The following is a 14,006-nucleotide window of genomic DNA, read 5'->3' as shown; positions in this document are numbered from 1 at the left end:
GCTGTCAGATCCAGCTGCTGGATTCAGGCGATGGAATCGATGCTATTTGATCTACCTGGTTATGCGCGTCATAAAAAGAAACCTTCGCGGTGATGAGGGCGAGATCTCGCTCGTTGCTGAGAGCCTTGACGATCTCTGGCACCTGAAGCACCTCGTATCTCCTGGAGATCTGGTGTTCGCCACAACGCAGCGCAAGATCTCAGGCGCCACAGACAAGCTCCGGCCGGAGAAGGCCGAGAGGAGGACCGTGAGGCTCGGCATCTCCGTCGAGGCTGTGGAGTTCCACACATACTCCAACTGGCTCAGGATCCACGGGGTGATAAAGTCAGGGGTCGATGTGGGATCGTATCACACGCTGAACATCGAGGCCGGATCGGAGCTATCGATAATAAAGAGATGGCGACCTGACGAGCTTCAGAGGATCGAGGAGGCTGTTGCGGAATCGAACCGCCCGCGGGTCGTCCTGGCCCTCGTCGAGGAGGGGGAGGCCACGATAGGCGTTCTTCGGCAGTTCGGAGTGCAGACAGTGGCGGAGATCAGGGGCGGGAGCGGTAAGGGCTCAGGAGCAGGCGTGAGGGATGATTTTCTCAGAGAGGTCGCGGATCAGATTGCGAACTCAGCGGGCGATGACGCTTATGTCGTCCTGGCAGGTCCGGGGTTCACGAAGGAGGATCTCAGGAAGGTTATGGAGTCGAGACATCCGGATCTCCTGAAACGGCTCACCATGGATGATGTCTCCTCGACAGGAAGATCAGGATTCCAGGAGGTTCTGAGGAGGGGAACGGTCGACAGGATCGTCGAGGCGAGCAGGATCTCGCGCGAGACCAGGCTGATGGACGATCTGATGAAGGAGATAGCGACAGATGGAAGGGCAGCATATGGCATCAGGGAGGTCAGGGAGGCCGCGAACTACGGGGCGATCGAGACGCTCATGATCGTCGACAGTCTGGTGCGCAGAGGCGAGATGGAGAGCCTGATAAGAGATGTCGCAGGCGGACGCGGCAGGGTCGTGATATTCAGCTCAGAGTTCGAGCCCGGAGAGAGGCTGGATGCGCTGGGTGGCGTGGCTGCGCTGCTGCGCTTCAGGATTCCGAGGGGAACAGCATCGTGAGTGCAGGCGATTTGATGCGCTGTGGAGACCAGCCGGTGAATTGCGGCAGGCATTAAAGGATGCTTGAGATCTCTGTGGCCATCAGCATCTCAATGCGAGATCTTAGAATGTTCCTGTGCTCTGCTGGGGCGCTTCCGGCGTTGTTTCGATCAACAGATTAAAATAGGAGATTCACAGAAAAGATAACAGTTTCAGTCTGTATCGAATTTGGATGGAGGGAAAGATTTGAAGAGAGTTGTACTGCTGCTTGCAGTTATGGTTATTATAGGGATGTCCTCAGCGAAGGTAGCAGAGGTTTTGCAGCCATATGAATACGGAAAAGATCCTTTTAAGCCAGCACCATATGAGGTTGCAGAGAAGAATGTGACCTTCAACTTCGAGCAGGACGTCCAGGGCAGCGGCTACTTCATGACATACAGGTATGCTAAGGCCGGCGCGCTCGCCTTTAAGGACTACGTCCATGGCTCTGGCTCCATAGACAACGAGTTCGTGATGTTCACGCAGGAGCTCAACAAGAACACCCACCCAATAGAAGCCAACTGGGTCGATGAGAACGTCTCGTGCATCTCCGTGAAGGAGGACAACGTGATGGTCTACTCGCCGTACCAGTTCGCGATCGGCGCAGGATACTACGCTGTGAACCCGCTCGTCTTCGACTCGCTGCTCAAGGAGAAGACCTGGATAAAGAACTACCGCGCTGGAACCTCGATGCACCATGAGGTCGAGTACGCTCACGGCATAGACAAGGAGCTTGAGGTCCTGGCCAAGGAGAAGTACTTCAAAGAGTACGATCCCTTCTTGGAGGGAGTAGGTTACACACAGATGAAGATCAACGAGCATGTCGACAACGGCAAGGTCCACTTCGGAGTGCTCCAGGCCGCAGGTGACTACGCATCCGTGCCTGGTTTCCCGGCGTACCCGGACTACAAGAGCAGTTGGTTTAGCGAATTAAGAGCGTACAAGAATCCCGCGATCGAGATCGATGAGGACTACTTCGGCACATACGACATAACAAAGAACATGACCCTGAACGTGCCGTACAAGCTCACCCAGAAGAGCGAGGACTGGCTCCCGTGCTGCTCTGGCGGCTGGGCTGATGTCCCACGCGGAAAGTATGGCTTCGGATCGGACGCTACTGGCATATTCGACTGCTCCTGCCTCTCGAAGGCCAGGGCCGGCATGTACGGACCGACTAATGTGAACCCGCCCTTCAAGGCGTGGGCATAGATAGGGATCCATCCCTATCATTTCTGTTTTATTCTGAGCAACTGTGCTGTTTCTCTGATTCTCAGCAGAAGGTTTTTTGCTCCTGTGCCCAAATGAGCAGAGATGCGCTTCGAGGACTGGGAGATAATGTACAAGAGGATCCTGGAGGACTTCGGATTTTCCAGATCCAGGGATGAGGAGGCAGCATATGTTCTCTCATCTCTTCTTGAATCAATTGAGCGGATCACACTGAGCGAGCTCCAGGATACCATCCGAGGCAGGGATGTGGTGGTCTGCGGCAACGCTCCCCGCCTGAGAGATGAGGTCAAAAAAATAAAACCGTCTGATGCTGTTGTGGCAGCAGACGGCGCCACCTCAGTGCTTCTCGAGCATGGTCTGATCCCCGACATCATAGTGACAGATCTCGATGGATGCATCCCCGATATAATCGAATCCAATCGCCGCGGCTCTGCAGTTGTGGTGCACGCGCACGGGGATAACATCGACAAGCTGAAGGAGCACGTGCCCCATCTGAGGCGGGTTCTTGGAACGACACAGTCATCTCCACTGAAGAACGTCCACAACTTCGGGGGATTCACCGATGGCGACAGGGCCGTGTTTCTGGCGCTGGAGCTCATGCCCAAAAGCATCAAACTGATCGGGTTCGATCTTGATGATCAGAGCGTCACGCCGAGAAAGTCGAAGAAGCTCAGATGGGCGAAGGTGCTTCTGGAGATCGCGCTCGGGCCTGGATGCACCGATCCATGAGCATCCACCATTCCGGACTGCTTTTATACCCGGAGCCAATCTTTCGAAGGGTGAGATTCCATTGATTCTCAGAACTCATTATTCCGGTGAGATCGGTCCCGAGATGGACGGATCAGAGGTCACGCTCGCAGGACATGTCCACGAGATCAGGGATCTGGGTGGTATATGCTTTCTCGTGCTGAGGGACAGAGAGGGGCTCGCGCAGGTGACGGTTCTCACGAAGAGGGCTGACAGGAAGCTTGTTGAGACGGTGCGCGGGGTGAGCAGGGAGAGCGTGGTTCTCGTTCGCGGCAGGGTCAAGTCTGAGCCCAAGGCGCCGAACGGCTTCGAGATTCTTCCTGATGCTGTGGAGGTGCTCTCAAGAGCGGATTCGCCCCTCCCGCTCGATCCCACTGGCAAGGTCGGCGCGGAGCTCGATACCAGGCTGGATGCCAGGTTCCTCGATCTGAGAAGACCCGCGTCCATGGCGGTCTTCAAGATAGAGTCGGCTGTTATGAGAAGCCTGAGGAACACCTTCTACGAGAACGGGTTCATCGAGGTCTGCACGCCAAAGATCGTGGCGACCGCGACTGAGGGGGGCACAGCGCTCTTCCCGATAAGCTACTTCGAGCGGGAGGCGTTCCTGAACCAGAGCCCTCAGCTCTACAAGCAGATGCTGATGGCCACAGGCCTAGACAGGGTCTTCGAGATAGGTCCGATATTCCGCGCGGAGGAGCATGACACAAGGAGACACCTCAACGAGGCGATATCGGTGGATGTTGAGGTGAGCTACGCGGATCACGAGGATGTGATGTCGCTCCTGGAGAACGCTGTTTCTTCGGCCTACAGATACGTCTCGGAGAGCTGCGAGAGGGAACTCCGCATACTCGGAGTGGAGCTGGATGTGCCCAGGACCCCCTTCCGCAGGATCACATACACAGAGGCACTTGAGATGGCAAGCGAGTCCGGAAGGAAGAGCATGGAATGGGGCGATGACATAGATACTGAGACAGAGCACTACCTCGGATCTGTTATAGGAGAGCACTACTTCCTTACAGACTGGCCGAGCTCTGTGAAGCCGTACTACACACAGCCATATGAGGATAGGCCTGAGATATGCAAGGGTTTCGATCTGATGCATCCGTCGATGGAGCTCGCGAGCGGGGCGCAGCGTGTCCATGATTACGATCTGCTTGTCAGAAGGATAAAGGAGAAGGGGCTGAACCCGGAGAGCTTCGAGTTCTATCTCAAGCCATTCAGGTACGGAATGCCGCCGCATGCTGGATGGGGCCTGGGCCTGGCGCGCCTCGTCCAGACGATGCTAGGGCTTGAGAACATCAGGGATGCGGTGCTCTTTCCGAGAGACCGGCGGAGACTGGTCCCCTGATCACAGCGATACGGTTGTTCATTTCCTCAGAAGCATGATCGAATGCTGCCCCAAAACCGCAGCGTGCATGCGCGGCTGGGCCTCAGAGGCGCTGCGGTTTCGGGCCAGCTCACGGCTGCATCGATCCCTGCAGATGTATCTACTGCACGGGGATCATTCAGACGGAAGGCGCTAGATATCGCTGGTATCCGGCCAGGCGCAGGAACCAGGGTTCTCGATCTGGTTCCGGTGCCCCGCTGAGCGTGATTGACTGTCGGCATGTAAACCTGAGAAAATATAAATAGATCCCAGAAGCCCAGTATCTCCATTTGACACAGGAGATCACCCGATGTCCAATGCGGTCAGTGTGCCTGTTCCGCTCAGCGCGAGCCGTGGGCGGCAGGAGGTATCTTGCTTGTTCAAGATAGAGTCGAGGAACCTATCGCTCTGGTATGGAAGTAAGCAGGCTCTGAAGAACATAACCCTGGGGATTCCTGAGAACAGGATAACAGCCCTCATAGGTCCATCCGGATGCGGAAAATCGACATTCATCAGGTGCATCAACAGGATGAACGATCTCATAGCAGGCGTCAGAATCGAGGGGGAGATCCTGTACGATGGAAAGAACATATACGATAAGGACATGGATGTCGTCTCTCTCAGAAAGAAGATAGGCATGGTATTTCAGAAGCCGAACCCCTTCCCGATGTCGATCTACGATAACGTTGCATACGGCCCGAGGATTCACGGCTACAGGAATATCGACAGGATCGTGGAGCAGAGCCTGAAGGACGCCGCGCTCTGGGAGGAGGTGCAGGACAGGCTCGATCAGCCGGCCATGGGCCTGAGCGGTGGGCAGCAGCAGAGGCTCTGCATAGCAAGGGCGCTGGCCATGAAGCCTGAGGTCATTCTATTCGACGAGCCGTGCAGCGCGCTCGATCCGATATCGACTGCACGCATAGAGGGTCTCATGGAATCTCTCAGGGGCAGGTACACACAGATAATAGTGACGCATAACATGCAGCAGGCCGCGAGGGTCTCTGATTACACCGCCTACTTCTACATGGGAGAGATGATAGAGTTCGGGGAGACGAAGCAGATCTTCGAGAATCCCAGGGAGAGGAGCACGGAGGATTACATCACCGGAAGGTTTGGTTGAGTTTGGGGGGTGGGGGTTGTGAGTCCGTACAGAGAGAAATACCACAGAGATCTGGAGACGCTCAGAGCGATGACCGAGGAGCTGTCAGCTCTCGTCTCCTCCTCGATAGAGAGATCTGTGGATGCGCTCTGCAGGAACGATGCCATCCTGGCCAGGGAGGTCGTTCAGGGGGACTACGCGGTCGACGATCTGAGCGTGAAGCTGGAGAGCAAGTGCATGGAGCTCCTGGCACTTCAGCAGCCGATGGCGAAGGACCTGAGGATGATAATAGGCATACTGAAGATAGGTATAGATCTCGAGCGCGCCGGGGATCTCTCAGTGGACATAGCAAGGGCTGTGATCCAGACGAAGGACAAGGACCACATAGAGATTCCGGATGGCATCTCGAGGATGGCCGGCATCGCGGTTGAGATGCTGTCAGGTGCGATGGAGGCCCTCGAGAAAGGGGATCCGGAGATGGCGAGGAATGTGACGAAGCATGATTACGAGATCGATTCTCTTTACGTCAAGGTGCGTGATTCGCTCATGAAGATGACAGCTGAGAACATGAGCCTCATGGACCAGACGATTCCAATGCTCATGGTGAACAGGCACCTCGAGAGGATCGGGGATCACATCTGCAACATCTGCGAGTCCATAGTTTATATGATCGAAGGGAAGAGAGAGCATTTGAACTGATCGGCATGGAGACAAGAAAGGTTCAGAGGACCGGGAAATCGACGTTCATAGTCTCACTCCCGAAGGGCTGGGCTGTGAGAAACAACATCAAGCCAGGGTCCATAATCTACATCACACAGGGTGAGAGCGGGGATCTCATACTCTCGCCTGAGCGGACGAGCCAGAACCTGAAGGTGAAGCTGGATATCGGGGAGAAGTCTGGAGAGGCTTTGATCAGAGAAATCATCGGATGCTATCTTTCAGGGTACAGAACGATCGAGGTGGTCTCCCCCTACATGACGCCGGAGCAGAAGAGGGACCTACACCAGATCGTGAGCAAGCTGATCGGTCCTGAGATACTCGAGGAGACGGGGAACAAGGTTCTGATTCATGATCTCCTTAACTCTGAGGAGCTCCCCTCGGACAGGGCACTCAGGCGGCTCAGGACAGTCGTGAGATCGATGGTACAGGACGCGATAGACTCTCTGATAGGGATGAAGAAGAACCTCGCACAGGATGTGTTACAGCGCGATGACGACGTGGACAGACTCAATCTGCTCGTATCACGCCAGTTCACCGAGATGCTCAGGACCGGCGCGCTATCTCAGAGTTCTATCGATGTCATCACCGCCTTCAACTACGCGCTCGCTGCATCCAACCTGGAGAGGATCGCAGATCATGCACACGCCATAGCAAGCCTGGTCATCGAGCACAGTATGTCAGTCCCCGATGAAATGGCTCTGGAGCTCTCGAGGATCTCATCGATAATCAGCGGTCTCATAGATGAGTCGATATCGGCGCTGCTCAACAGAAACACGGAGACGGCGAACTCGATAATAGAGCGGACCGAGGAGATACGCGAGGAGGCGATGAGGAACCTCGAGCCCGTGATATCCAGATCCTCAACAGAGGTGAACCAGGAGGAGATCATGATGAGAATGGTGGTGTCTAGCAGCATCGCGAGGTTCCTGGATCACATAAAGAACATCGGCGAGTTCACCATCAATATGACACATGCCCAGCTCCACAAATCGTGATCTGCACTGACATTTTATCTGGCAGCATGGGGTTGAACGCAGATGGCGACATCTTTCAGTCCAACATTCAGGCTAGCAGGTTGTTACAGGTATATCTTAACAGAATAGACGCCCCCCTCCAGCTTCCTCTCCGTCCGGAGGTTCAGCCGCTCGAACATCCTCAGGACCGCCTGGTTCTCCACCAGGACCTCAGCGTTCAGGTAGAACAGCCCCTGCTTTCTCGCAAGGTATACCAGATAGGAGAGAATCTCCATGCCCACACCCTTCCTCTGATAGTCATCTCTTACGACTATAGCCACCTCTGCGGTATGCGTCCCCTCTGCGATGCTGTACTGTCCTAGACCGACTACCACCTCCCTCTCATCCTCCTCGACCACAGCGAGGATCACCATCTCCCTGGTGTAATCTATGACAACAAAATCCTGAAGCTGCTTGTGGCTCATGCCCTTGCGTGCGGATGCGAACCTCTGATACATCGTCTCATCTGATAGAGAGTAGAAGAAATCCTTCAGGAGCGGCTCGTCTGTTATCCTCACAGGCCTGAGGAGTATGTTGATCCCGGTCTTCGTCGTCCTGTAGGTCTCCAGATGCTCGGGGTACTCGCCCTTCTCGCCGGGTATGAACTGCTGGTCTGGATAGATGAGCGAGAGCCGCTTCGCCTCCTCCAGGAGCCACAACCGGAACTTCGGGTGCGCCAGGGCTATGAGATCCATCGCGCGCTCCCTGACGTTCTTGCCGTGGAGGTAAGCGATTCCATACTCTGTGACGACATAATGCAGGTCCCCTCTAGTCAGCGTGACGCCGGCGCCCTCCCTGAGCATGGGAACTATCCTCGATATCCTCCCGTTCTCAGCGGTCGATGGCAGCGCGAGAATCGCCTTGCCTCCGGGCGAGAGGACGGCGCCGCGCATGAAGTCCGCCTGTCCCCCAATGCCGCTATGGAAGAATGTTCCGAGAGATTCAGCGGTGGCCTGGCCTGTGAGATCGACCTCCATCGCGCTGTTTATCGATACCATGTTCCGGTTCTTTGCTATGATGAGGGGGTTGTTCGTGTAATCGATTGTCTTGAACTCTATTGCTGGATTGTCGTGTATGTACTCGTACGTCTTCCGCGTGCCCATGCAGAATGAGGCTATGGTCTTGTACCTGTCTATCGTCTTCATCGAGTTGTCGACCGCCCCCACCTTCATGAGCTCTATGAAGCCATCTGTGAGAAGCGACGTGTGAATGCCGAGGTGCTTCTTGTGCTTCAGGTTCGCGAGGACTGCATTCGGTATCATGCCGTAGCCGACCTCGATCGTGGATCCGTCCTCGACTATCCTCGCCACGTATCTCCCAATCTGCTGCGCAAGCTCTGTCGGCACGCTCTCCACGTACTCGAGAAGGGGCTCGTCGTGTGGTATCACAAAGCTCACGTCATCCATGTGAATGAAGCCGTCTCCCTGAACCCTGGGCATGTTCGAGTTTATCTGCGCTATGACAACCGATGCCTTCTCCACAGCGGCCTTCACGATGTCAACGCTTATCCCCAGGTTCAGGTAACCGTGCCGATCCGGCGGTGTCGTCTGTATGAGCGCGACATCTATGGGTATGCGCCCCCTGTAGATCAGATCCGGTATCGCTGAGAAGAATATCGGGGTGTAGTCCGCGAGCTCCTTGTTCACAGCATCGCGCGTGCTTCTGCCTATGAAGAATGTGTTCAGCCTGAAGTTTTCCTTAAACTTGATGTCTGTGTAAGGAGCAGCGCCCAGCGTCCATACGTGGAGTATCTCGGTGTCGAAGAAGGCCTTCGGATGCTCCCTCACGTAATCGGCGAGCGCCTGGACCAGGAACTGAGGCTCGCCACAGCCGGTGCCTATGAAGATCCTGTCGCCTGCGTGTATGTGGCTGAACGCCCTATCCAGCGAGACGAACTTCTCCGGCCACTTCGCCCTCATCTCTCTGTAATCTTGCTGCATGAGCTCCATAAGGCACCCCTCATGCTCAATTCAGGGCTGACTTAATTAATTTTACCTGCGGAGGTTTTATGCGCTCAGCCTCGCTGGTACATGTATGGAACTGGATCGAATTGTGCTGGATGCAGAGCTTCCCGATGGCACTCAGATCAGATTCCGGCCGTTCTCCGAGGGAGATGCTGATATGATAAGGGATGTATACCAGCACAGGCAATATGATCTCCTGGAGATACGCCCGGGTGACGTGGTTTTCGATGTTGGTGCACATATCGGATCGTTCGCGCTGAGGGCTGCAGGGATGGTGGGGAAGGATGGGCTTGTGGTCGCTGTGGAGCCGGAGCCGAGCAACTACGAGATTCTCAGGATGAATGCGGAGAGAATGGGCAACATCGTCCCGCTCCGCATGGCTCTGTCTGATTTTAAGGGCACCGGCAGGCTCTTTCTCGCAGAGGGCACCGTCGCTCATTCTCTGATATTCAGGAGGAGCGCATCGTGGGATGAAGTTCAGGTCAATACCATGGATGGACTAATCGAGGAGCTCGGGATAATGCCGGATGTTGTCAAGATCGATGCCGAGGGTGCAGCGCTGAAGATCCTGAGCTGTGCTGAGAGCATGCGCTGCAGAAAGATAGCGATCGCAGCATATCACTTCCCCGCTGAGGACCTCCAGGTCGCCAGCAGGCTGAGATCGATGGGGTTCGCACCAAGGATCTTCCAGGTGAGGGCAAGCATCTACAGAAGCCCATTCGCTCCAAGCGTGCCGGTTGTCATGGGCGAGTTGAGAGGCGAGGCCTAAGAGCCAGGTTGTGGACTTGAAGCATTGCATTCGGGAATCGGCATTCACAGGCGCGACAGATCACAAATCATGCGATGTCACATGATGGTGGGTTCAATGATCTGGGCGGTCCCTTCAACCTATGACAAATACCATCTTACCCTCCGAGGCTACTTGTTATTCGTCTTTTGATCACTTCAAGGCACAGCAGATGGGCGACCGCCATCTTTTTATATATGCTATTTGCTAGCATGTACCACGTTAACATTAGGAGATCGCTATGAGCGAGATTGGTAAACGCGTTCGAATGGAGAGGATCATGGACAGGGACAGCGGGAACACCGTGATAATACCTCTTGATCACGGGATATCAGTCGGCCCGATACAGGGGCTTGCGAACCTGCCTGAGATGGTTGATAAGGTCGCGAAGGGAGGAGCAAATGCGGTGCTGCAGCAGAAGGGCATGGTCAGGCACGGGCACCGCGGCTACGGCAGGGATATAGGCCTGATCGTCCACATGTCCGCATCCACATCCCTCGGTCCTGATCCGAACAACAAGGTCCAGGTTGCGATGGTGGAGGAGGCGATAAAGCTCGGCGCAGACGCGGTGAGCGTTCACATAAATATCGGCTCTGAGACCGAGGCGGAGCAGCTTCACTTCCTCGGGATGGTCTCGGAGAGGTGCGACTTCTGGGGCATGCCGCTGGTCGCGATGATGTATCCCCGCGGCAAGGATATAACAAACCCGAACGCTCCGGACGTGGTGGCGCACGCCGCAAGGGCAGGCGCCGAGCTCGGCGCCGACATCATAAAGACGAACTACACAGGATCTCCGGAGAGCTTCAGGGAGGTTGTTGAAGGATGTCCGGTGCCTGTGGTCATAGCAGGCGGCCCGAAGACAGCGACAGACCTGGAGTTCCTGCAGATGATCGAGGGCGCGATGAAGGCGGGCGCGAAGGGCGTCGCCATAGGCAGAAACGTCTTCCAGCACAGGGATCCGACGCGCATGACCAGAGCGATATGCGCAATAGTGCATCAAGGCAGGAGCGCAGAGGAGGCGGCGAGAATACTGAGCGAGATCTAACACTTGATCTTTTGGAGCTCCTGGTCGACGCGCGAAAAGCATTACGACGAGGAGTTCCGACGATTTGAGAGACGAACGCTACACTTTTCAATGCAGAGATGTGGCCCTTCACTCGAAGATGTGCACCTCTACCCGCTCTCCCTCGTCCAGCCCCTCCAGGTCCTCCGGCACCAGAACGAAGCCGTCGGCCCGCGCCACCGAGCTCAGTATGCCCGCTCCGCTGATCATGACAGGATCAGCGGTTCCATCCCTGAGCGAGACCCTTGCGAATGTGATGTAGCCTGGCCTGGACGGGATCTTTCTCAATAGCTTCGCATCCCTCCGTGGAACATCATCGCTGAGGTGTGCGAGCCTCTTTACCGCAGGCCTCACAAGCAGGTAGAGCGAGGCCAGGGCAGCCACAGGGTATCCCGGAAGGCATACAACCGGCGTGCCGCTGATGGAGCCCAGGGCTGTGGGCCTGCCAGGGCTCAGCCTGATCCCGTGAACCATCAGCTCACCCAGCTCCTCCAGCACGCCCGGAGCATAGTCTCTTTCGCCGACAGAGGTTCCACCTGAGATCAGTATCAGATCCGCATCCAGACAGCTCTTTATTGCCTCCTTTATCGCATCCCTGTCATCAGGTATTACTCCGGAGAGCTGCGGCTCACCGCCCCAGAGCTTCACGTAGCTGCATATCATCAGGCTGTTGATCTCCCTAGCCTCGCCCGGCGCGGGCACGCAGCTCCTGGGGACGAGCTCGTCTCCTGTTGGTATAACAGCGACACGCGGTCTGGTGAAGACCTCAACCTCATCGATGCCGACCGCCCCGAGGAGCGCAATGTCTGGTGGTCGAAGCATGTGCTCTCGGCCGAGAACCACATCCCCGGCTCTCACATCCTCTCCGATCCTGGAGACGTTCCTGTAGGGGGTGAGCTCGGCTGTGACCTCAAGGACGTTACCGCGCAAAAACGAGTCCTCAAGCATCGAAACCGCATCGAACCCCTCAGGGAGAGCGGCGCCTGTTCTCACCCTGGCGTACTCTGTTATCCGGACTGGTGAGCTCTGGGATGCCCCTCTAGTCTCATGAGACCTGACAGCATATCCATCCATGGCGGCCCTGTTGAACGACGGCAGGTCCTCAGGCGACAGAGCATCGGATGCGAGAACCCTCCCGCACGCGTCCTCGATCGGGATCCTCTCTCTCTCATCCACAGGGGTGCACAGATCGAGGAGCATCTCAAGCGCGTAACCGACGGATGACAGCTTCCTGAACATGTTTCACCATTGCGTGATGCATCTGTGCTGCATCTCCATCTGGCCCTCATTTAATGGTCGAGGCGTCAAGCTCCAGCATATCCAGTATTCTCTTCATGTCGAGATGCCTCTCCACTGACTCTGCGAGGACGTCGAAGCCGTCTTCGCTCGAGATCTCCTGGCGCCTGAGCCCCCTCCGCTCGTAGAGGTAATCGAGGAAGGCGTTCCTGAAGTTCTCGTTCTCGAAGAGCCCGTGGAGGTATGTGCCTATCACCATTCCGTCCCTGGTGACAGCACCGTCATCCCCGAAGGCGCTCACCTCCCTGGACTCTGTGATCCCCATGTGTATCTCGTATCCCCTCACGCGCTCACCCTTTATCCTTCCCAGTATTGGGCCGTCACCCGTGACCTCCTTTATCACCTGCACGGTTCTCTTCTCGTATGCGTCGAAGCGCGTCACAGCATCGATGAGCCCCAGCCCCGGAACAGATCCGCAGATATCCTCTATCCCGCAGTCGATTATCTCCCTCCCCAGAATCTGATACCCGCCACAGATGCCGATTATCGGAACGTTTCTCAGGGCGAGGATCCTGCGATCCATACCGTGCCTCCTCATCTCGGCCAGATCCGATACTGTGTTCTTCGTGCCCGGGATTATAACAGCATCCGGACTTCCGAGATCGTCCCGGAGATCGACGTATCTGACCCTGGCGTGTCGCTCCAGCGGCTCGAAGTCTGTGAAGTTCGATATCCTGGGTAGCCTTATGATCGCGATCTCCGGCACATCCTCCTTTTGCGAGAGCCTCTTGTCCGAGAGCGAGACAGAATCCTCAGAGGGTATCTCTACATCCAAGTAGGGGAGAATCCCAAGCACAGGTATGCCGGTCATATCCTCGAGCATTTTTATACCCGGCTGGAGTATCGTGGGATCCCCGCGGAACTTGTTTATGACCAATCCCTTCACGAGATCTCTTATCTCAGGCGGGAGGAGCTTCACAGTTCCATAAAGGCTCGCGAAGACCCCGCCCCTCTCGATGTCCCCCACGAGTATTATGGGGGCTCTGAGCCTGGATGCGACGTATATGTTCGCGATATCCCTGTCGAAGAGGTTTATCTCAGCCGCGCCGCCTGCACCCTCAACGATTATGTAATCATAATCTCTGCTCAGCTCCTCGATCGCAGAATCGACGATTCCCTTCAGGCTCTCTATATCCTTATAGTACTCAGCTGCCGACTTATCTGCCACCGGTCTTCCCATTATTATGACCTGAGATGTGCGGTCACCCTTCGGCTTGAGCAGTATGGGGTTCATGAGCACAGAAGGCTCCAGGCCGGCTGCCCATGCCTGCACCGCCTGGGCAATACCCATCTCCCCGCCGGAGGAGGTCACCCACGAGTTCAGGCTCATGTTCTGCGACTTGAACGGAGCGACGCGAAGCCCGCGGTTTTTGAGTATCCTGCAGAGGGCTGTGACCAGTATGCTCTTTCCAGAGTGGGATGTTGTGCCCAGAATGATCAGATACTTAGTCATCCACCAGAATTCACGAGATCGTTGTATTTGTCACTTATCTCTCCAAGTTGTGCAACTTCGGGTGCAAATGGGACAAAATCCCATCAGACTCCTCAGAAGGCATACAGACGGATGTCTGGCGGACAGGAGAGCACCATGAGCC

General features: G+C 55.8%; 12 protein-coding genes. 9 read left to right on the top strand and 3 right to left on the bottom strand.

The features are described from left to right. Positions 1-61: 61 nt before the first annotated feature. The 7 genes from QFX31_RS05875 to QFX31_RS05845 all read left to right on the top strand — a co-directional run bounded on the left by QFX31_RS05875 (position 62) and on the right by QFX31_RS05845 (position 7,283). On the top strand, positions 62-1,111 hold the full coding sequence (locus tag QFX31_RS05875; RefSeq protein WP_348531204.1) for an mRNA surveillance protein pelota: 1,050 nt from the start codon (positions 62-64) through the stop codon (positions 1,109-1,111). A 225-nt stretch (positions 1,112-1,336) separates the two neighbouring features. Next, positions 1,337-2,338, top strand: coding sequence for a hypothetical protein (locus tag QFX31_RS05870; protein ID WP_348531188.1), 1,002 nt, complete (start codon positions 1,337-1,339; stop codon positions 2,336-2,338). Between the two features lie 102 nt (positions 2,339-2,440). After that, positions 2,441-3,085, top strand: a complete 645-nt coding sequence (locus tag QFX31_RS05865; protein ID WP_348531187.1) for a 6-hydroxymethylpterin diphosphokinase MptE-like protein — start codon at positions 2,441-2,443, stop codon at positions 3,083-3,085. A gap of 103 nt (positions 3,086-3,188) precedes the next feature. After that, a complete protein-coding gene (gene aspS / locus QFX31_RS05860; RefSeq protein ID WP_348531186.1) occupies positions 3,189-4,451 on the top strand; it encodes an aspartate--tRNA(Asn) ligase in 1,263 nt (420 codons plus the stop codon). Between the two features lie 328 nt (positions 4,452-4,779). Then, positions 4,780-5,589 carry a phosphate ABC transporter ATP-binding protein PstB gene (gene pstB / locus QFX31_RS05855; protein WP_348531185.1) on the top strand — a complete coding sequence of 270 codons (810 nt, stop codon included), beginning with the start codon at positions 4,780-4,782 and terminating at the stop codon, positions 5,587-5,589. A gap of 18 nt (positions 5,590-5,607) precedes the next feature. Continuing rightward, the gene (gene phoU, locus QFX31_RS05850) at positions 5,608-6,267 is read left to right on the top strand and encodes a phosphate signaling complex protein PhoU (RefSeq protein WP_348531184.1); all 660 of its coding nucleotides are present in this window, start codon (positions 5,608-5,610) and stop codon (positions 6,265-6,267) included. 5 nt (positions 6,268-6,272) lie between these two features. Then, on the top strand, positions 6,273-7,283 hold the full coding sequence (locus QFX31_RS05845) for a PhoU domain-containing protein (protein ID WP_348531183.1): 1,011 nt from the start codon (positions 6,273-6,275) through the stop codon (positions 7,281-7,283). Positions 7,284-7,366: 83 nt separating this feature from the next. Here the strand turns inward: QFX31_RS05845 and QFX31_RS05840 are convergent, their stop codons facing one another. Further along, positions 7,367-9,250 carry a GNAT family N-acetyltransferase gene (locus QFX31_RS05840; protein WP_348531182.1) on the bottom strand — a complete coding sequence of 628 codons (1,884 nt, stop codon included), beginning with the start codon at positions 9,248-9,250 and terminating at the stop codon, positions 7,367-7,369. A gap of 85 nt (positions 9,251-9,335) precedes the next feature. Here QFX31_RS05840 and QFX31_RS05835 point away from each other — a divergent pair, with 85 nt between their 5' ends. Both QFX31_RS05835 and QFX31_RS05830 read left to right on the top strand, forming a co-directional pair. Beyond that, the gene (locus tag QFX31_RS05835; RefSeq protein ID WP_348531181.1) at positions 9,336-10,034 is read left to right on the top strand and encodes an FkbM family methyltransferase; all 699 of its coding nucleotides are present in this window, start codon (positions 9,336-9,338) and stop codon (positions 10,032-10,034) included. A 259-nt stretch (positions 10,035-10,293) separates the two neighbouring features. Further along, positions 10,294-11,097, top strand: a complete 804-nt coding sequence (locus QFX31_RS05830; protein ID WP_348531180.1) for a 2-amino-3,7-dideoxy-D-threo-hept-6-ulosonate synthase — start codon at positions 10,294-10,296, stop codon at positions 11,095-11,097. A gap of 108 nt (positions 11,098-11,205) precedes the next feature. Here QFX31_RS05830 and glp read toward each other — a convergent pair whose 3' ends face one another. Together glp and cobQ are read right to left on the bottom strand one after the other, a co-directional pair. Further along, positions 11,206-12,354: a gephyrin-like molybdotransferase Glp gene (gene glp / locus QFX31_RS05825; protein WP_348531179.1), complete on the bottom strand. Its 1,149-nt coding sequence runs from the start codon at positions 12,352-12,354 to the stop codon at positions 11,206-11,208. Positions 12,355-12,400: 46 nt separating this feature from the next. Then, a complete protein-coding gene (cobQ, locus tag QFX31_RS05820) occupies positions 12,401-13,864 on the bottom strand; it encodes a cobyric acid synthase CobQ (protein WP_348531178.1) in 1,464 nt (487 codons plus the stop codon). Positions 13,865-14,006 lie beyond the last annotated feature (142 nt).

The sequence above is a fragment of the Methanothrix sp. genome (genome assembly GCF_030055635.1).
GTDB lineage: Archaea > Halobacteriota > Methanosarcinia > Methanotrichales > Methanotrichaceae > Methanothrix_B.
The sequence above is the reverse complement of the archived record's forward strand: the minus strand, read 5'-3'. Positions and strand labels throughout refer to the sequence as shown.